Source organism: Aeromonas sp. QDB20 (assembly GCF_027707805.1).
Lineage (GTDB): Bacteria > Pseudomonadota > Gammaproteobacteria > Enterobacterales > Aeromonadaceae > Aeromonas > Aeromonas dhakensis.
Genome location: NZ_JAPCJC010000024.1, coordinates 18,876 through 37,498, shown reverse-complemented (window position 1 = coordinate 37,498; position 18,623 = coordinate 18,876). Strand labels below are relative to the sequence as shown.

Here is an 18,623-nt window from a genome sequence, read left to right as displayed (position 1 = left end):
TGCAATTCACTTCGTTCATTGCACCCTACGACGCCCATACCTGTGGTTTCATTCGCCCGTTGTGGTGAGCTATCTGGCACTAATGGCTCAACCCATTTCTCCACCTTTCCCCTCGCCTGTCTCCCCTTATCAAGCGCCCCGTCACCGCCATTTATGTGCGACAGCTCACACACCGCCCGCTCTTTTCACCTCACAAATTTACAGTTTCTCACCGATTCCAGGCCGGATAACATCACTCTCCATCATAAAGGCACGTTGAAACAATCAACACCAAGGTGATGATTTTTAAAAACAAAAAATAACCAATCGATTCAATCCAGACCCATTTTTTCAGCTGGTCTGCTGTGCGATCAAGGTCACACTCGGGGTAATGGCGCACAAAAATCCAGTATTTCGCAGTTTTGTCCGATAGGTGCGCGGCCCTGCGGGCGGGATAATAGTGGGGTCACTTTTGTCTGCATCTCCTGGGCGCTAGCCCAGGAAAAGATGCCAACAGGCTCCGGCCAGGAGCAGGGAGAACGCCATGATCACCACCCTTATCAACGAGCAGCTGATCGCGCTCGATTTAAAGGCCACGCGCAAGGAGGAGGTCTTCACCGAGATGACCCGATTGCTCGCGGCGCAAGGCAAGGTCAGCGACGAGCAGCAGTTCATCAAGGACCTGTGGGCCCGGGAAGAGCTGGACAACACCGGCTTTGAAGAGGGCGTTGCCCTGCCCCACGCCAAGAGTGCGGCAGTGAGCACCCCGGCGGTGGCCATCGGTATCAGCCGCGCCGGCATCGACTACGGCGCCGAGGATGGCAAGCCCTCCCGGCTGTTTTTCATGATTGCCTCCCCGGCTGGCGGCGCCAACCACCATATCGAGGTGCTGGCCGAGCTCTCCGCCAAGCTGATTGAAGAGGGCTTTATCGATGCCCTGCTGGCAGCCAAAACCCCGGCCGCCGCGCTAGCCCTGCTGCTCGAGAAGAAAGAAGAGACGGTGGTCACCCCGGCCGCCGACAAGGGGCTGATTATCGGCGTCACCGGCTGCCCGGCCGGCATCGCCCACACCTATCTGGCGGCGGAATCCCTGGAGCGCGCCGCCAAGGAGCTGGGCTTTGAGGTGAAGGTGGAGACCAACGGCTCCATCGGCGTCAAGAACAGCCCGACTGCGGCCGAGATTGCCCGCGCCAGCGCCATCGTGGTGGCCTGCGACAAGCAGGTGGACATGGCCCGCTTCAACGGCAAGCCGCTCATCAAGACCGGCGTGAAAGCCCCCATCAAGGATGGCAAGGGCCTCATCGAGCAGGCACTGAAGGCCCCCGCCTATGTGGCGGACAAGGATGAGCGCAAGAGCGAAGAGAAGAGCTCAGGCGGCAGCTCGGATCTCTACCGTTATCTGATGAACGGCGTCTCCCACATGATCCCGTTTGTGGTCACCGGGGGTCTGCTGATCGCCCTGGCTCTGGCCATCGGCGGCGATCCGACCCCAAGCGGCATGCAGATCCCGGCAGGGAGCATGTGGAACCAGATCCTCAACGTGGGCGTCGCCGCCTTCACCCTGATGATCCCCATTCTGGCGGGCTACATCGCCTACGCCATCGGTGACAGACCCGCGCTGGCACCGGGCTTTATCGGTGGCTGGATCGCCAACAACGGCAGCTTCTACGGCGCCGACGCCGGCACCGGCTTTATCGGTGCCATCATCGCGGGCCTCTTGGTCGGTTATCTGGTGCGCTGGATTGCCACCCGCCACTACCACAAGATGGTGCAGCCGCTGGTGCCGATCCTGATCGCCCCCATCGTCGGGTCGCTCTTTATCGCTGCCGTCTTCATCTTCATCATCGGCGCCCCCATTGCCGACATGATGACGGGTCTGAACGCCATGCTGCTCTCCATGAGCGGCGGCAGCCTGGTGCTGCTGGGGATCGTGCTGGGCGGCATGGCCGGCTTTGACATGGGTGGCCCGGTCAACAAGGTGGCCTTCCTGTTCTCGGTGGGCATGATCGCCTCCGGCCAGACCCAGTTCATGGGTGCCATGGCCTGCGCCATTCCGGCCGCCCCCCTTGGCATGTCGCTGGCCACCGTGCTCGGTCGCAAGCTCGGCATCTTCGATGCCACCGAGATTGAGGCGGGCAAGGCTGCCGGTGCCATGGGCCTGGTGGGGATTTCAGAGGGGGCGATTCCGTTTGCCGCCCGTGATCCGCTCGCCGTCATTCCGGCCAACGTGCTGGGCAGCATGACCGCCGCCGTGATGGCCTTCCTGTTTGGCATCACCAACAGCGTCGCCCACGGTGGCCCTATCGTGGCCCTGCTGGGTGCCGTCAACAAGCCACTGCTGGCGCTGCTCTGCATGATCTGCGGCGCCATCGTCACCGGTGTGGTGGCGGTTGCCCTGAAAAAACTGCGGGTCAAGAAGAGTGACGAGGTGACGCTGGCCAAGGCCGCCTGATCCCCGTCCAACCAAGCAGCCCCCTTGCGGGACGGATGACAAACCGGACGAGGCCACCTGCGGGTGGCCTCGTCTATTTGTCGGGTTCGAGAGAGCCCGCTCACCTCTGCTGTACGACGCCGGCTTGTGATCCTCTTCACGCTTCGCGGCCGGATCCCGCCAAACTAGGAAATTTTCCTACCCCCCCTAGGGATGGCTCTCACGCCATTTGCAGCGCGCCTCATTAAAGTCACGCTACCTGATGTGGTTACCCGACCCGCGCCATGGCGCAAGGGACGGGCATGGGTTCAATCGACAGGGGCTCGCCGCGCACCGCGCCCGCTTCCTGTTGTTCTTTCCGTGGCGTGACCTCCAACTCCAATCAAAAAGGGTGGAACGCGGCGGAAACAGCGTCTATCTCGCAGAGGATGAACGAAGATGTTTAAACTGCTCGAACAGGTCCGGGTCCCCACCCTGAACCTGCCGGTCGAAGCCCGGCGCAAGCTCTGGTTCAAACCGTTTATGCAATCCTATCTGGTTGTGTTCATCGGTTACCTGACCATGTATCTGATCCGCAAGAACTTCAACATTGCGCAGAACGACATGATCCAGGAGTACGGTCTCTCCATGACCGAGCTCGGCATGATCGGCCTTGGCTTCTCCATCACCTACGGGGTGGGCAAGACCATCGTCTCCTACTATGCCGATGGCAAGAACACCAAGCAGTTCCTGCCGCTGATGCTGATCCTCTCCTCCCTCTGCATGCTGGGCTTCAGTGCCAGCATGGGCGGCACCGGTTTCAGCCTCTACCTGATGATCTTCTTCTACGCGGCCAGCGGTTTCTTCCAGAGCTGCGGCGGCTCCTGCAGCTACTCCACCATCACCAAGTGGACGCCCCGCAACAAGCGCGGCACCTATCTGGGCATGTGGAACCTCTCCCACAACGTGGGCGGTGCCGGTGCGGCCGGTGTGGCGCTGTTCGGTGCCAACTACCTGTTCGATGGCAACGTGCTCGGCATGTTCATCTTCCCCTCCATCATCGCGCTGATCGTCGGTTTTGTTGGCCTGCGCTTTGGTAGCGATTCGCCCGAAGCCTATGGCCTTGGCAAGGTGGAAGAGCTGTTTGACGAAGTGGCGAGCGAAGAAGACGTTGCCACCGAAGAGCAGAAGCTGACCAAGTGGCAGATCTTCGTGAAGTACGTGCTGCTCAACAAGGTGATCTGGCTGCTCTGCTTTGCCAACATCTTCCTCTACGTGGTGCGTATCGGTATCGACCAGTGGTCTACCGTCTACGCCCACCAGGAGCTGGGCTTCTCCAAGGACGTGGCCATTCAGGGCTTTACCTTCTTTGAAGTGGGCGCCCTGGTCGGTACCCTGATGTGGGGTTACCTCTCGGATCTGGCCAACGGTCGCCGTGGTCTGGTGGCCTGCGTGGCACTGGCGCTGATCATCGCCACCCTGGGGCTCTACCAGCACGCCACCACCCAGTTCATGTTCCTGGGCTCTCTGTTCCTGCTGGGCTTCCTGGTGTTCGGTCCGCAGCTGCTGATCGGCGTGGCCGCCGTGGGCTTCGTACCCAAGCAAGGGATCAGCGTGGCCGATGGCGTCAAGGGCACCTTCGCCTACCTCATTGGTGACAGCTTCGCCAAGCTGGGCCTGGGCATGATCGCCGACGGCACCCCCATCTTCGGCCTGACCGGCTGGAGCGGCACCTTCGCGGCGCTGGACATGGCCGCCGCCGCCTGTCTGGTGCTGATGGCCTGCGTCGCGGTTGCCGAAGAGCGCAAGATCCGCCGTATCAAGCGGGAGCTGAAAGCCGCCACCCTGGCCGCCCAGTCCGCCTGAGCCCCAGCATCCGCCCGGCCTCACGATTTCACTCCGTAGTGTGCATTCGGCCCGCCCTCTGGCGGGCCGTTTTTTTATCCCCTCTTTTCCCCACTTGTCCCTTTTGGGGCCGCAAAACGCTCACCCCTTGCCTATCCCTTCAACAGAGCGCAGTCGGGATCCCATTTTTGCCTCCACCCCTTTGGCAAGGCCGCCCCTTGGCGCTATCTTGTTGCCCCACCCGAATTTGCCGTGAGAGCCCATGAAGATCCTCGCCGTCACCGCCTGCCCCACCGGCATCGCTCACACCTACATGGCCGCCGAGGCGCTGCAAAAAGCCGCCGACAAGCTGGGGCTCAAGATCAAGGTCGAAACCCAGGGGGCCATGGGGCTGGAGAACATCCTCACCGCCCGCGACATCGCCGGCGCCGATCTGGTGCTGATCGCCTCCGATATCGAGATTGAGCAAAAAGATCGCTTCCTCGGCTGTCCCATTCACCAGGTGGCGCTGGAGGCAGTGCTGCTCGATGCGGTAGCCGTGCTCAAGACCGCCGCCCCCGGCGTCTGAATGCTGATCCGCGAGATCTCCTTTCACTGCCGGCTGGGGCTCACCATCACCCAGGCCAAGCAGTTGAGCCGGCTGGCCGGGCTGTTCAAGTCCCATATCCAGTTCATCAACGTCACCCGCCGTCAGGCGGTGGAGGCGACCAACCAGCTCTCCCTGCTCACCCTGGCCACCCAGCCCGGCGATCTCTGTCTGCTGCTGATCGAGGGGCTGGATGCCGAGCTCGCCCACATGGCCTTCACCTGCTGGTGCGTGGAGCTGGGCCAGCCGCTGGGGCGCCCGGGCAGCGCCGCCCTGGCCGAGCAGCGCCTCGCTCAGGCACTGCCCGACTATTGCTTCACCCTGGCCCAGCTCGGCCATGCCACGGCTCCCCTCGACAAGACCCAGGCACTGGCGGTGCTGGTGGATCTACTGCCCGCCGCGCTGATAAGCGACAGGCCCATGCTGGAGCGGGCCATCGCCGCGCGTGAGCAGCTGGCCGCCACCATCATCCGGCCCGGCCTCGCCATGCCCCACGTCATCTGCCCCGCCATCCGCCGCCCCGCGCTCTCGCTGCTCAGCAGCAGCGAACCCATCGAGTGGGGCTCCGCGCTCGGACCGGTGCAGGCCCTGATTTTGCTGGCGGTGCCCACCAGTCTTGCCCCCGAGCAGTTGCGCCCCCTCACCCGGCTGGCTCGCGCATTGATAGACGAGCAGGTGGGCACCGCGCTGCTGCACGCTGGCTCCGCCCCCGCCCGTCAGGCCATCGTCATCGACGGTCTGCTCGGCTGAGCTGCTAGCCCCGTCGTTCATGCCCGTGACAGCCCCCTGTGGTACACTCGCCCTTCCTCTGTTTTTGGTATGCATGCGATGAAATCAGCCCGTCCCCGCCTCTCCCTCTCCGCCCGCCCTGACACCGAGCACAAGGCCAAAGGGCCCGCCACGGCGCGCCCATCCCAGCGCAGGGAGGCGCAGCACGCCATGAGAGACAAGGAGGGCGAGCGCAAACCGGCACCGGCGCCTGCCGATCGCAAGCTGCTGCTCTTGAACAAACCCTACATGGTGCTCTGTCAGTTCACCGACGAGGCGGGCCGCGAGACCCTCAAGGATTACATCACCGAGCCCGGCATCTATGCCGCGGGCCGGCTCGATCGCGACAGCGAGGGGCTGTTGCTGCTCACCAACGACGGCAAGCTGCAGGCGCGCCTCACCCAGCCGGGGGAGAAGACCCCCAAGACCTACTGGGTACAGGTGGAAGGCGTGCCGAGCGAGGAGAAACTGGCCGCCCTGCGCGCCGGGGTGGAGCTCAACGACGGCATGACCCTGCCCGCCGGGGCGCGCATCATGGATGAGCCCACCGTATGGCCGCGCAACCCGCCTATTCGCGAGCGCAGGGAGATCCCCACCTGCTGGCTGGAGATCAAGATTGTCGAGGGGCGCAACCGCCAGGTGCGGCGGATGACCGCCCATATCGGTCACCCCACCTTGCGCCTTGTCCGCTACGCCATCGGGGAGTGGACCCTCGATGGTCTGGCGCCGGGGGAGAGCCGCGCCCTGCCCGCTCCCGAGCTGGCACCGGCGCCACGGCATTCTGCAACGCACGGCAAGCCGCGCACATCCGCCAGGCCACAGGGGGCCGGCAGCAACAGCAAGGCCCGGCCGACCCGTGACGCTCAACACCAGGAACAACGCCAGAAGCGGGACAGCCGCGAAGCAAGCCCCCGCCCGGCCAATCGCAGCGGCGGCCGTGGCACCGCGCGCCGTCCGGCCCGCAGCAAGCCATCGGAATAACACGAGCAAGCCATTTGGCCAGCGTGCCATAACATAGATGGCGCAACCTGATCGAGTGCCCCGCCGGGGCACAGTCAACCTGACAAGGAGTCCCAATGAGCGATCATCCCCCCCTGCCCGCCCGCCTTACCGTGGCCGCCCTGGTACACTGGCAGGGCCGCTTCCTGCTGGTGGAAGAGGAGATAAAAGGCCAGCGCAGCTTCAACCAGCCCGCCGGCCACGTGGAGCCGGGGGAAGATCTCGTCCAGGCGGCCTGCCGCGAGCTGAAAGAAGAAACCGGGCTCACCGCCGCTCCTACCGACTGGCTCGGGGTCTATCTCTACAAGCCGGCGGACAGCGAGGCCACCTTTGTGCGCATCGCCGTCATCTTCGACCTTGAAAAGGCACCGGGTCAGCACCATCCAGAGGATCCCGACGGCGACGTGCTGGCCTGCCACTGGCTCACCCTGGAGGAGATTGCCGAGTGCAAGGCGGCCCTGAGAAGCCCTCTGGTGTGGCAATGCATTCAGGACTATCTGGCGGGTACCAGGCTGCCACTGTCGGCCCTCAAGGCCTTTATCTAAGAGCCGTTGGAGGCTCTTTTTTACGCCGTGAGGCCGAGACAAGAAAAACGATTTCCTGCTGCCGGGTTCCTGATGGGAACAGCGGCATGGATATGTGACCGGGGGCGCGAAATTCTGGTAGAATACGCCCCGTTTAAACGAACTGGTAACTTCGACTAATGACAGACAACAGCCAAATCAAGGTGATCGTCGGCATGTCCGGCGGCGTGGATTCTTCCGTCTCGGCCTACCTGCTCCAGCAGCAGGGCTATCAGGTCGAAGGCTTGTTCATGAAGAACTGGGAAGAAGACGACACGGACGAGTACTGCTCTGCCGCCCAGGATTTGGCTGATGCCAAGGCCGTCTGCGACAAGCTGGGGATGAAACTCCACACCATCAACTTCGCTGCCGAGTACTGGGACAACGTGTTCGAGCACTTCCTCGAAGAGTACAAGGCCGGCCGTACGCCGAACCCGGATATCCTGTGCAACAAGGAGATCAAGTTCAAGGCGTTCCTGGAGTTTGCCGCCGAGGAGCTGGGGGCCACCTACATCGCCACCGGCCACTATGTGCGCCGTGACGACAGCACAGGCCGCCCGCGCCTGCTGCGCGGTCTCGACACCAACAAGGATCAGAGCTACTTCCTCTACACCCTGAGCGAAACCCAGGTGGGTCAGAGCCTGTTTCCGGTCGGGGATCTGGAAAAACCCGAGGTGCGCCGCATCGCCGAGCAGCTGGATCTCATCACCGCCAAGAAGAAAGACTCCACCGGCATCTGCTTTATCGGTGAGCGCAAATTCAAGGACTTCCTGGCCAAGTTCCTGCCCGCCCAGCCCGGCCCCATCGAAACCGTGGACGGCAAGGTGATCGGCGAACACCAAGGGCTGATGTATCACACCCTGGGCCAGCGCAAGGGCCTTGGCATCGGCGGGCGCAAAGATGCCACCGAAGAGGCCTGGTACGTGGTCGACAAAGCGGTCGAGCGCAACACCCTGATAGTGGCGCAGGGGGAACATCCCCGCCTCTACTCCGATGGCCTGATCGCGAGCCAGCTGCACTGGGTGGATCGCACCCCCATTCGCGAACCGCGCCGCTGCACCGTCAAGACCCGCTATCGGCAGGAAGATATCCCCTGCCTGATCCAGCCCATCGACGATGAGACCATCCGGGTCATCTTCGACGAGAAACAGGCTGCGGTGACCCCGGGTCAGTCCGCCGTCTTCTACGACGGGGAAGTGTGTCTGGGCGGCGGCATCATAGAGCAGCGTTTCAGCCATCCGGTGTAAGGGCTGGACGCTCACAAGCGTCCGCGCTCTACTCCCTTCTCCCCTCGCGGGGAGAAGGGACAAAGAAAAAACAGCACAAGGCAGTGATACATGATTGGCAACTTCCAGGCCGGATCATGGCATCGGCCGGTGAATGAACAGAACAGGGCTGTGAAGATATGAGCGACAAATTCCAAGACAGAACCATGGCCTTTGCCGGCATCTGCCAGGCCGCCTACCTGGTGCAGAAGGTGGCCCGCGACGGCACCTGTGATGAGGCCTCCCTGCGCGAGAGCCTCTCCAGCATCCTGGTCACCGACCCCAAGCAGCCGCTGGACGTGTTCGGCAACCACCTGGCCATTCGCGACGGCTACCGCGCCCTGGTCGAGCAGCTGGGCGCCGACGGCAGCCAGAAGAATGCCGAGCTGACCCGCTACGTGGTGAGCCTGATTGCGCTGGAGCGCAAGCTGGCCAAGCGCAAGGACATTCTCAACATGCTGGGTGAGCGGATCGGCCAGATTGGTCGCCAGCAACAGCATTTCGACCTGCTCGACGAGCAGATCCTGGCCAACATGGCGAGCATCTATAGCGATCTCATCAGCCCGATCGGCCCCAGAATCCAGGTGGCGGGTACACCGCTGTTCCTGCAGCAGCCGCTGGTGCAGCACAAGGTGCGCGCCCTGCTGCTGGCCGGCATCCGGGCCTGCGTGCTGTGGCGCCAGCTCGGCGGAAGCCGTACCCAGATCATCTTCGCCCGCAAGAAGATGGTGGAACTGGCCAAGCGTTACTAATCATTGGCTCGCGCAAAGGCAGAGGGAGAACAAGGTGAACAGCCGCACATCAGCCTTGATGGCCCCCGGCCCGCGCGCGAGTGGATACGAATCCCCCACACCAATCATCAGGAGTTCACCCCATGGAGCTGTCCGCGCTGACTGCTGTTTCCCCGATTGACGGTCGTTATGGCGACAAGGCCGATGCCCTGCGCCCTATCTTCTCCGAATTCGGTCTGCTGCGTTTTCGCGTCGAAGTCGAGGTGCGCTGGTTGCAAAAACTGGCCAGCCACGCCGGGATCCCGGAAGTCCCTGCCCTGAGCGCTGCCGCCAGTGCCCTGCTCGACGGCATCGTCAGCAACTTCAACGAGAGCGACGCCGCCCGCATCAAACAGATCGAGCGCACCACCAACCATGATGTGAAAGCGGTGGAGTACTTCCTCAAAGAGAAGGTGGAAGTGAACCCGGAGCTGGCCGCCGTCAGCGAGTTCATCCACTTCGCCTGCACCTCCGAAGACATCAACAACAACTCCCACGGCCTGATGCTGAAGACCGCCCGCGAGGAGGTCATCAAGCCCTACTGCGAGAAGCTGATTGCCGAGATCAAGCGCCTGGCCGCCGAGTACCGCGACATGCCGCTGCTGTCGCGCACCCACGGTCAGCCGGCCACCCCGAGCACCATGGGCAAGGAAATGGCCAACGTCGCCTACCGTCTGGAGCGTCAGCTCAAGCAGATCATGGCAGTGGAGATCTTGGGCAAGATCAACGGCGCCGTGGGCAACTACAACGCCCACATCAGCGCCTATCCGGAAGTGGACTGGCACCAGTTCTCCGAGGAGTTCGTCACTTCTCTGGGCCTGACCTGGAACCCCTACACCACCCAGATCGAGCCGCACGACTACATCGCCGAGCTGTTCGACGCCATGGCGCGCTTCAACACCATCCTGATCGACTTCGACCGCGACGTGTGGGGCTACATCTCCCTGGGCCACTTCAAGCAGCGCACCATCGCCGGCGAGATCGGCTCCTCCACCATGCCGCACAAGGTCAACCCCATCGACTTCGAAAACTCCGAAGGCAATCTGGGTCTGGCCAACGCCGTGTTCCAGCACCTGGCGAGCAAACTGCCCATCTCCCGCTGGCAGCGTGACCTGACCGACTCGACCGTACTGCGCAACCTGGGCGTGGCAGTGGGTTACTCCCTGATTGCCTATCAGGCGACCCTGAAGGGCATCTCCAAGCTGGAAGCCAACGCCGATGCCATGGCCGCCGATCTGGATGCCAACTGGGAAGTGCTGGCCGAGCCGATCCAGACCGTGATGCGCCGTTACGGCATCGAGAAGCCCTACGAGAAGCTGAAAGAATTGACCCGTGGCCGCCGCGTGGACGCCGAAGGGATGCGTACCTTTATCGACACCCTGGAATTGCCGGAAGCCGTCAAGGTCGAGCTGAAGAAGCTGACCCCGGCCAACTATATCGGCGACGCCCAGCGTCTGGTCGACCTGCTGAAATAAGCGGGCGAGAGAGTATCGGGGGCCCTGGGCATGCTCTGCCACAGGGCCCCCTGTTGTTTTCCCTGCCAAGGCAGGGCCATGAGTGGCGTTGCCCAAGCCCGTCTTGGGCAACACCTCTCTCACAGAGACACGAGAAGACCATGTACCAACTCAATCTGGATATCGCTCACTTCCTCGAGCACTACTGGCAGAAGCGCCCGCTCCTCATCAAGGGCGGTTTCACCGACTTTCAGGATCCCATCAGCCCGGACGAGCTGGCGGGTCTGGCCATGGAAGAGGTGATTGAATCGCGCCTGGTGACCCGCTTCAACAACAAGTGGGAAGCTGCCCACGGCCCCTTCGAATCCTACGATCACCTGGGCGAAGAGAACTGGACCGTACTGGTGCAGGCCTGCAACCACTGGGCCCCCGAGGTCAACGAGCTGGCGCTGCCATTCCAGTTCATCCCGGGCTGGCGTTTTGACGATGTGATGGTGAGCTTCTCCACCCCTCACGGCGGCGTCGGTCCCCATATCGACAACTACGACGTCTTCATCACCCAGGGCCAGGGCAAACGCCACTGGCGGGTCGGCGATGCCGCACCGCTCAATGAGTTTGCCGCCCACGCCGCCCTGCTGCACTGCGAGCCGTTCGAGGCGATCATCGACGTCATCATGGAGCCGGGCGACATCCTCTACATTCCGCCTGGATTCCCCCACGAGGGCTACGCCATCGAGCCCTCCCTGAACTTCTCGGTGGGCTTTCGCGCGCCGGATGCCAAGGCGCTTATCTCCTCCTTTGCCGATCACCTGATCGACAACGAGGTGCGCACCGAGCGTTACGGCGACGCCGATCTCAAGCCCCGCGCCCGCCACGGCGAGATCCAGCCCCATGAACTGCACCGCCTGCGCGAGCTGATGCAGCAGGCACTCGATGACGAGACCCTGTTCAAGGAGTGGTTCGGCACCATGATCTCCGAGGCCAAGCACGATCTGGACGTCAATCCGGTGGAGCCTGACTACAGCGCCGAGGAAGTGGCCGACCTGCTTACCCAGGGCGAGCCCGCCATCAAGGTGCCGGGGCTGCGCTCTGTCTGGTTCAGTGGCGAGAGCCAGACCTGCTACATCGACGGCGAAGCCTGGACCCTGCCGAGCGAGGATGCGGCGGCCATTTCGCTCTTGTGCGACAAGGACATGGTCACCCAGGCCGACATGGTGGAACTGGCCGATCAGGCCGGCTTCCTGCAGCTGCTGACCCGGCTGGTCAACCGCGGCTACTGGTTCTTCAACTGATCCCCTCGCGGTGACAGAAGGCGCCCTCGGGCGCCTTTTCTATCTCAGCTGCCCGACCCCACCGTCTCTGCTGCCGACCAGGCCACCCCGGCTGCGAGTTTCACTTCTTGCCTTGTCCACAACCTGCTTTCGAAGCTGAACCCACTCTTGACGGCACACCTGATGATGCTTTTTTGCGCAAGTGAAAGCTCGTATCATGCGGCCATTGCTCAAGCAGCCAGGTTTAGCAGAGAGGTATCCCATGCAGATCAGCACTCGTCCCATGCCGTTGCCCGGTTATGGCAACACCTATCCCAAGCTGACCCCGGAGCAGCTCAACCAGGGCCGCGACAAGGCGCTGGACAAGAGAGATGAATACGTGGCGACGCAGGAGGAGAAAGAGACCACCCGCCGCACTCTGGCCGTCTCCTACACAGAGCAGCAGCAGGACAAGGCCGCCGTGGATCGCTATCTGCAAGCCAGTGGGCAGGAGAGCGATGATAAAAGCGCCCCGACGGCTGTCGATCTCTACCGGATGGAAGAACGCCACCAGCAGCAACAGCAGCTCGGCGACTACCTGCAATACCGGCAGAGCCCCCTTGGCAAACAACTGGCGGGCATGACGGGGGCTGAGGATCGCAAGGGCAACCTGCTCGATACCCGCGCCTGAGCAAGCCCTGTACACGCAAGGGGATGACATAAAAAAAGCCCTCGCTGAGGGCTTTTTTTATGGGTCAGGATGCCGTCTCTTCCGGCAACTCGTCAAACAGCGGGTGGTAGAGCACCTCCCCCTGCACGCCAGCCAGACCGCCCTCCTGCAGCTCCATCGCCATGAAGCAGTCGGCGGGCACTTCATAGATGCAGTGCAGGCCGAACTCGCTGGCGGGACGAAAACCGAAGCGGCTGTAATAGGTCGGGTCACCCAGTACCACCACCGCCTTCCAGTCCATCTCCAGCGCCGTATCCAGCCCCTCGCGCACCAGATCCGAGCCGATCCCCTGCCCCTGCCAATCCGGGTGGACCGCCACGGGCGCGAGACCAAGCCAGGGCCCCTCCACCCCGTTAATGGTGATCGGGCTCAGCATCAGGTGCCCCATGAACTCGTACTCCTCCTCCTCGACCATGGTCACCACGGCAGCGCCGCATTCGCGCAGGCGGTTGACCAGTTCGGCCTCGTCGGTACGGCCAAAGGCGGCACTCACCAGGTCATAGACCGGCAGCATGTCGCCAGGGCGCTCGGTTCTCAGCATACAGCGTTACTCCTCGTACAGCAGAGCGGGCATTATTCCACAAACTGCCCGCCGCCCTGAGCACCTTTGTCCAGAAATGGGAGGGTGGACTCAGGAAAACGATCCGCCACCTGCGCCAGCAACTCATGCAGATCGGCCGGTTGCAGGCTGGTGATGGCGGTTCGATAGGCATTGAACAACAGCGGTTCGGCCCGTGCCAGCCAGGCCAGGGTGTCATCGGCATCCCGATGCCAGCGACCGGCCAGCTCATCGAGCAGAACGGGCAAGGCCACCAGCAAGTCGAGCAGATGATAGCGATGGGGGAGCGGCTCAGCGGCCAGCAGGGCGAGTCTGGACTCCTCCCTTGCGAGCCAGCGCAGGCGCTGGCGCCGCTCCGCCAGGGTCAGCAACAGAGGCCCATGGCGCTGCAGGCTGGCCAGCTGCAGCAGATAGTCCAGTCCCTGCTCTTCGGCGTCTTTCAGCAGCAGGCCGCGCAACAGATGGAGCTGCTCCGGCTCGGCCTGCGCCAGCGCATCCTGGTCGTAGTATTCCACCGCCAGCGGCCCGTCAGTACCCAGGGAGCGTGGCGGCGCGGCGGCGGGCTCGCCCTCTTCTGCCTCATCCCGATTTGTCATGAACAGCGTCAGCCGCTGCGGCGCCCCCTCCCCGACCTGTGTCTGCAGGATGGCCGCCACCACCCGCTCGTCGGCCAGCAGGGGGGCCAGCTGCCGTTCGACCGGCGCCGCCAGCGTCAGGCTTCGCGCCAGCTGCCAGTAGCTCACCTCGCTTTGGCTCTGGCTTAAGCCCGGGCGCTGGCCACTCAGTGCCCGTCGGCCGCAATAGCGCATGCCCAGCTTGGCCATTACCCGGCCGGAGGCATGGTTGTCCGGCATGTGGCGGGCGGTGAGCACCGGCAGCTGCAGCCGGTCGAACGCAAAGGCCTTCACCAGCCGGGCGGCCCGGGTCGCCAGCCCGCGGTTTTGCCAGGGCACACCCACCCACCAGGCCAGCTCGCCGTTCCAGTTCAGCGAGATCACCCCCACCAGCGTCGCATGGCCCTCGCCAGTCGGCAGGGTCAGCGCCCAGCTCCAACCCAATCCGAGCGCCGCCTTGCGCCAGCAGCCGGCCAGCCAGTCGCGGGCCGCCTCCGGCGGATAGGGGTGGGGAATGTTGAGGGTGTAGCGGGCGAGCGCCGCATCGCTGCAATAGCGCACCACCTCGGCTTCATCGAGCGCCAGCAGGGGGCGCAGCTGCAGAGCGGGCTCCGACCGGGAGGAAGGCTCGGCCAGCACGGGCACCGTCAGGCGGCGGGCCAGCAGGCGATTGAGCACGGCGCCCAGATCGTCCTGCGCCGTCAGCGTCAGATCGGCGCCCTGTGGCCCTAGGGTCAGCAGCCCCTCCTCTCGCGCCAGCGTCAGCAGGGAAGCCGAGCCGCTGATGAGGATCTGCCGGCTCGGATCAACGGCCTGCTGATCGGGCAGATCGCCGTCCAGCCAGGCCGCCAGCAGTGCGCTGGCCGAACGCACGCCATCGGGCGGACAACAGGACCAGAGTCCGCCGGCATCGCTCGGCAAACGCTCATCGACCTTGCTCTGCAGCAACTGCCAGCAATGGCCCTGCCGCTGCCAGGCCTGCAACACCGGCGCCCAGTGGGGCTGCCACAGGGCGCGCTCGATCAGCAGTTCCATCAGCCGGCCTGACAAGCAGCAGGCAGGCTCAGGTGGCGGGGATGCGCCTCGATTCGAGCAATCCAGGCCCGGATGGCGGGCCAGCCTTGCAGCGAGAAGATCCCCTCCTCCGCCACATGGGTGTAGGCGTACAGTGCGATGTCGGCAATGGTCGGCGCCTCGCCGCACAGGTAGGGGCTCTGCTTGAGCTGCTGCTCCAGCACCGCCAACGCCTTCTCGCCGCCGGCTTTGAGTCCGTCGAGGCGCGCCTCCTGGGACTCCGGCCGCCCCAGATAGTGAACAATGAAACGAGCTACCGCGATATAGGGCTCATGGCTGTACTGCTCGAAGAACAGCCACTTGAGCACCTCGGCCTGCTGACGCGGCTCGGCCGGCCACAGGGGCGACCCTTGCGCCAGGTAGAAGAGGATGGCGTTGGACTCCGCCAGGGTGTCGCCCTGGGCCAGCTCCAGAACCGGGATCTTGCCGTTGGGGTTCAGGGCCAGAAAATCAGGGGTGCGGGTCTCCCCCGCCAGCACATCCACCGGCACCCACTCGAGGGGCAGCTCAAGCCAGCGGGCCAGCAGCCAGGGCTTGTAGCAGTTGCCGGACTTCAGATCGCCATACAGACGCATACAGACTCCTTGTCAGCAGCAGAGGACTCGCGGGGTGCTCAGGGCGCCAGCCGCTCGATGTGCCACCCTTCCCCTTCACGGGTGTAGTAGAAGCGGTCGTGCAGGCGATGCTCGCCCCCCTGCCAGAACTCGACCGTGTCGATGCGCACCCGGAAACCGCCCCAGAAGCTCGGCAGCGGCACCTCGCCATTGGCAAACTTCTGCTTGAGTTCGAGGAACTTGGCCTCCAGCACGCCGCGCGCCGAGATGCGGGTCGACTGTTTGGAGACCCAGGCGGCGATCTGGCTGTCTTTGGGACGGCTGTGGAAATACTTCATCACCTCGAAGGTGCTCATTTTCTCCACCCGGCCGGTCACGTGCACCTGTCTGTCCAGGGTGTGCCAGGGGAAGAGCAGGCTGATGCGGGGGTTGCCCTCCAGCTGGTGTGCCTTGCGGCTGCCCATGTTGGTGTAGAACACCATGCCTTCGGCGTCGTAGTGCTTGAGCAGCACGGTGCGCTGCCAGGGCTGGCCGTCGGCATCCACTGTGCCCACCACCATGGCGGTGGGATCGGTCAGCCTGGCTTCGCACGCCTGGGCCAGCCACTTCTCGAACAGGGCGAGGGGCTCGGCCGGCAGATCGGCCCTGTGCAGTCCACCCCGGGTGTATTCACGGCGCAGATCGGCTACATCCATCATCTTGATTTTCCTTCTCTCTTTGCCGCCCATGCGGCCATGCGTGCAGGCATTGTGCGACGAGCACGCCATGGGTACAAGCCTTGTGACCGGCAAATGACAGCCGTAAAAAAGAGGGAGGCTCGCGCCTCCCCCTGTTGACCTTGACGGCCCTCTGTCACTGCCGATCCGTCGCCGGTAGTGACGGGCAGTGCGCCAGCATGCGCCGGTTGTAGTCGGCCGCGTAGGCCGCCAGTTTGGCCTGGGCCTCCTGCTGGCCTGGCTTGATCACATCCCCCAGCCCCTCCAGATAGCGCACGCCGCAGCGGGCCTTGGCCGAAGCCTGCTGCTCCGGCGCTATGCCGGGCGCCACCTCGCCTCGCCCGGCCCGCACGATCAGCCGGTAATCCTGCTTGGCCAGGCTGGCGCTGACCGCCTGCTCCAGGGTATCGGCGTCAGCCTGACAGCCGCCGAGCAGGGACGCCAACACCAGCCAGGCCGCCCTCATCCGCGCCTCCGCTGCCAGCCCAGCAGGGCCAGCGCCAGGGTCCAGAGACCGAGGGCGCCACCACCGCCACCGCCCGAGCTGCCGCCGCTTTGGACGACCGGCAGCTTGGCCGGGCTGATGGCGAAGAAGATGTTGTCGCTGCAGGCAACCTTCAGACGGGCGTCGCTGGCCAGATCCGCCGGCAGGGTCACGGTAGCCGAGCCGCTGTTGGGCTGGCTGACCGCCAGGCTGCTCCAGCTGGCTCCCTCGCTCTGGGTCAGGAGCAGGTCCACCTTGCTGCAGCTGATCGGTGCCAGGCTGGTGCCGGCCACATCCCAGCTGACCGCCTGACTTGCCCCCGGCGTCAACGACACCCCTAGCGGCGCAGTCAGCCGGAAGGCGCTGCCGGTATTGACCACCTGTAGCTTCATGTCGTCGCTGGCGACACCGCCCTTGCCGTCACGCACCGTCAGCCGGAAGTTGAGATCCCGGTTGGTGGTGGGCCAGGCCTCGCCCTTAGCGAGCGTGCCCGAGAGCAGGGAGGGCAAGCTCGGCAGGATCCGCTCCGGTGAGCTGGTGGGGGAGACGAAGCGAAACAGCGGCCGGCTGCCGTCGTCCACCATGGTGGCCAGGCTGCTCGACTCAGTACCCAGATCGATCTGCTCCCAGGTGTAGGTCAGGGGATCACCGTCCAGATCGGCGCCGGCCCCCTTCAGCACGAACGGCGTGTTGGCCGGAATGATGCGGCTGGCCCCGGCCGCCGCCTGGGGCGCGTTGTTGACAAGATCGATGGAGGTGCCGCAGGTCGGCACGGTCGCCATGTGCGCCCGCATCTGCTCGATGGACTTGCTGTGGAAATAGGGGTCGCCGTGGGGCTGGATGTTCTCCTCCCCGCAGATGCCCGCATAGGCCATGATGGAGGTGCCGCTGCCCGGCTCCCAAGCCTGATCCGCAACACGGTTACCGCTGCCGCAGCTGTTGGTGGTGCCATTGAAGGTGTGATCGGCGCCGAACTGGTGGCCGATCTCGTGGGCCACATAGTCGATAAAGAAGGCATCTCCTTGCGGAGTACTTGAACCAGTCACCCCCCGTGAACGACCCGTAGTACACAGCACCCCTAACCCAGCCAACCCACCGCCACCGGTATTGACCACATGGCCGATGTCAAACGCGCCTAAAGGCTCGCTGGGCAAGGCCTGCGCATTAGACTGAACGGTAATATTGAGCGCTGCATCGCTGTCAGTATTGGTAAAAGGATCACTGATGGGATCGGTAAAGATGATGTTGTCGTTGCCGCTGGCCAACTGAAACTCGGCCCCCACGTCGCGCTGGTACACCTCGTTGACCCGGTTGAGCAGGGTGGCGATGGCCGCGGTGGCCAGCACCTTGGAGCCACCGTGGAACTGGGTGTACTCCCCCGCCGCCGAGATGGCGATGACGTAGCGCTTGCGCACGTTGCCATCCACCTGCACCTTGTGCGCCAGCGCCTTGCTCGCATCGCTGCCGATAACCTTGTCCGCTTCCTCCCCCAGCCGGCTGTAGGCGTCCTGCTGGTAATAGACGGCATACCCTTCGGCATTGCTGAGGGGATCGACGAACACCGTCTTGCCCTGATGGGTGAACATGGCGTGGAAGCCCAGCGGCCCCAGATCAAAACGCCCCGTCTCTACCGGCGCCGCCGGGTTGTGACCCTTGAAGGTCTTAATTTCGGGGAATTTGGCCGCCTGATCGGCCGGCAGCAGATCATAGGCCTGCAGGGTGAAGGTCACTTCTCCCCCGTCTGGCAGCGGCAGGGTCAGCGAACGCGCCCCGGCTTGCAGTCCGGCAAAATAGTCGATGGGCACCTTGGCCACCCGAAACTGGTTGGCCCGCACTTCATAACCGTCGGCGGCGGTGGCGCGCGCCGCGACCGTATCCCACTCCTTGGCCGCAAGGCCGCCCGAACTCATCAAGCTGGCAACCACCAGCGCCAAAGGAGAAAATTTCATCAACTGCATCTTTTAGTCCTTTTAAAATGCACTCACCTGAACTGCAACCGGCAT

17 protein-coding genes are annotated in these 18,623 nt (G+C 63.8%); 11 read left to right on the top strand and 6 right to left on the bottom strand.

The genetic code is table 11. The features are described from left to right. Window positions 1-523: 523 nt before the first annotated feature. The 11 genes from PG897_RS19495 to PG897_RS19445 all read left to right on the top strand — a co-directional run bounded on the left by PG897_RS19495 (window position 524) and on the right by PG897_RS19445 (window position 12,580). Complete coding sequence (locus tag PG897_RS19495) at window positions 524-2,431, top strand: fructose-specific PTS transporter subunit EIIC (RefSeq protein WP_117405167.1); 1,908 nt, start codon at window positions 524-526, stop codon at window positions 2,429-2,431. A gap of 417 nt (window positions 2,432-2,848) precedes the next feature. Next, window positions 2,849-4,255, top strand: a complete 1,407-nt coding sequence (uhpT, locus tag PG897_RS19490; RefSeq protein ID WP_065018260.1) for a hexose-6-phosphate:phosphate antiporter — start codon at window positions 2,849-2,851, stop codon at window positions 4,253-4,255. Between the two features lie 241 nt (window positions 4,256-4,496). Continuing rightward, the gene (locus PG897_RS19485; protein ID WP_017409976.1) at window positions 4,497-4,802 is read left to right on the top strand and encodes a PTS fructose transporter subunit IIB; all 306 of its coding nucleotides are present in this window, start codon (window positions 4,497-4,499) and stop codon (window positions 4,800-4,802) included. Further along, the gene (locus PG897_RS19480) at window positions 4,803-5,570 is read left to right on the top strand and encodes a PTS sugar transporter subunit IIA (RefSeq protein WP_043170084.1); all 768 of its coding nucleotides are present in this window, start codon (window positions 4,803-4,805) and stop codon (window positions 5,568-5,570) included. 69 nt (window positions 5,571-5,639) lie between these two features. Further along, window positions 5,640-6,569 carry a pseudouridine synthase gene (locus PG897_RS19475; protein ID WP_043170082.1) on the top strand — a complete coding sequence of 310 codons (930 nt, stop codon included), beginning with the start codon at window positions 5,640-5,642 and terminating at the stop codon, window positions 6,567-6,569. A gap of 95 nt (window positions 6,570-6,664) precedes the next feature. Then, window positions 6,665-7,132 (top strand): NUDIX hydrolase, encoded by a 468-nt coding sequence (locus PG897_RS19470; RefSeq protein ID WP_024942903.1) that lies wholly within the window; start codon window positions 6,665-6,667, stop codon window positions 7,130-7,132. Between the two features lie 158 nt (window positions 7,133-7,290). Next, window positions 7,291-8,397 (top strand): tRNA 2-thiouridine(34) synthase MnmA, encoded by a 1,107-nt coding sequence (gene mnmA / locus PG897_RS19465; protein WP_024942904.1) that lies wholly within the window; start codon window positions 7,291-7,293, stop codon window positions 8,395-8,397. A gap of 158 nt (window positions 8,398-8,555) precedes the next feature. Further along, the gene (hflD, locus tag PG897_RS19460) at window positions 8,556-9,167 is read left to right on the top strand and encodes a high frequency lysogenization protein HflD (protein WP_005298892.1); all 612 of its coding nucleotides are present in this window, start codon (window positions 8,556-8,558) and stop codon (window positions 9,165-9,167) included. A 122-nt stretch (window positions 9,168-9,289) separates the two neighbouring features. Next, a complete protein-coding gene (purB, locus tag PG897_RS19455) occupies window positions 9,290-10,660 on the top strand; it encodes an adenylosuccinate lyase (RefSeq protein WP_010634594.1) in 1,371 nt (456 codons plus the stop codon). Between the two features lie 140 nt (window positions 10,661-10,800). Continuing rightward, window positions 10,801-11,931: a ribosomal protein uL16 3-hydroxylase gene (locus PG897_RS19450; RefSeq protein ID WP_010634595.1), complete on the top strand. Its 1,131-nt coding sequence runs from the start codon at window positions 10,801-10,803 to the stop codon at window positions 11,929-11,931. Window positions 11,932-12,172: 241 nt separating this feature from the next. Continuing rightward, window positions 12,173-12,580 (top strand): hypothetical protein, encoded by a 408-nt coding sequence (locus tag PG897_RS19445; protein ID WP_024942905.1) that lies wholly within the window; start codon window positions 12,173-12,175, stop codon window positions 12,578-12,580. A 64-nt stretch (window positions 12,581-12,644) separates the two neighbouring features. On the opposite strand, the gene PG897_RS19440 is transcribed toward PG897_RS19445, so the two are convergent. The 6 genes from PG897_RS19440 to PG897_RS19415 all read right to left on the bottom strand — a co-directional run bounded on the left by PG897_RS19440 (window position 12,645) and on the right by PG897_RS19415 (window position 18,578). Further along, window positions 12,645-13,160, bottom strand: a complete 516-nt coding sequence (locus PG897_RS19440) for a GNAT family N-acetyltransferase (protein WP_005298877.1) — start codon at window positions 13,158-13,160, stop codon at window positions 12,645-12,647. A 32-nt stretch (window positions 13,161-13,192) separates the two neighbouring features. Next, window positions 13,193-14,827 carry a GNAT family N-acetyltransferase gene (locus PG897_RS19435; protein ID WP_024942906.1) on the bottom strand — a complete coding sequence of 545 codons (1,635 nt, stop codon included), beginning with the start codon at window positions 14,825-14,827 and terminating at the stop codon, window positions 13,193-13,195. Beyond that, window positions 14,827-15,441, bottom strand: a complete 615-nt coding sequence (locus PG897_RS19430) for a glutathione S-transferase family protein (protein ID WP_024942907.1) — start codon at window positions 15,439-15,441, stop codon at window positions 14,827-14,829. The genes PG897_RS19435 and PG897_RS19430 overlap by 1 nt, the downstream gene beginning before the upstream one ends. 38 nt (window positions 15,442-15,479) lie before the next feature. Beyond that, on the bottom strand, window positions 15,480-16,118 hold the full coding sequence (gene pdxH / locus PG897_RS19425) for a pyridoxamine 5'-phosphate oxidase (RefSeq protein ID WP_005298871.1): 639 nt from the start codon (window positions 16,116-16,118) through the stop codon (window positions 15,480-15,482). 154 nt (window positions 16,119-16,272) lie between these two features. After that, window positions 16,273-16,602: a hypothetical protein gene (locus PG897_RS19420; RefSeq protein ID WP_024942908.1), complete on the bottom strand. Its 330-nt coding sequence runs from the start codon at window positions 16,600-16,602 to the stop codon at window positions 16,273-16,275. Then, window positions 16,599-18,578 (bottom strand): reprolysin-like metallopeptidase, encoded by a 1,980-nt coding sequence (locus PG897_RS19415; RefSeq protein ID WP_024942909.1) that lies wholly within the window; start codon window positions 18,576-18,578, stop codon window positions 16,599-16,601. The genes PG897_RS19420 and PG897_RS19415 overlap by 4 nt, the downstream gene beginning before the upstream one ends. Window positions 18,579-18,623 lie beyond the last annotated feature (45 nt).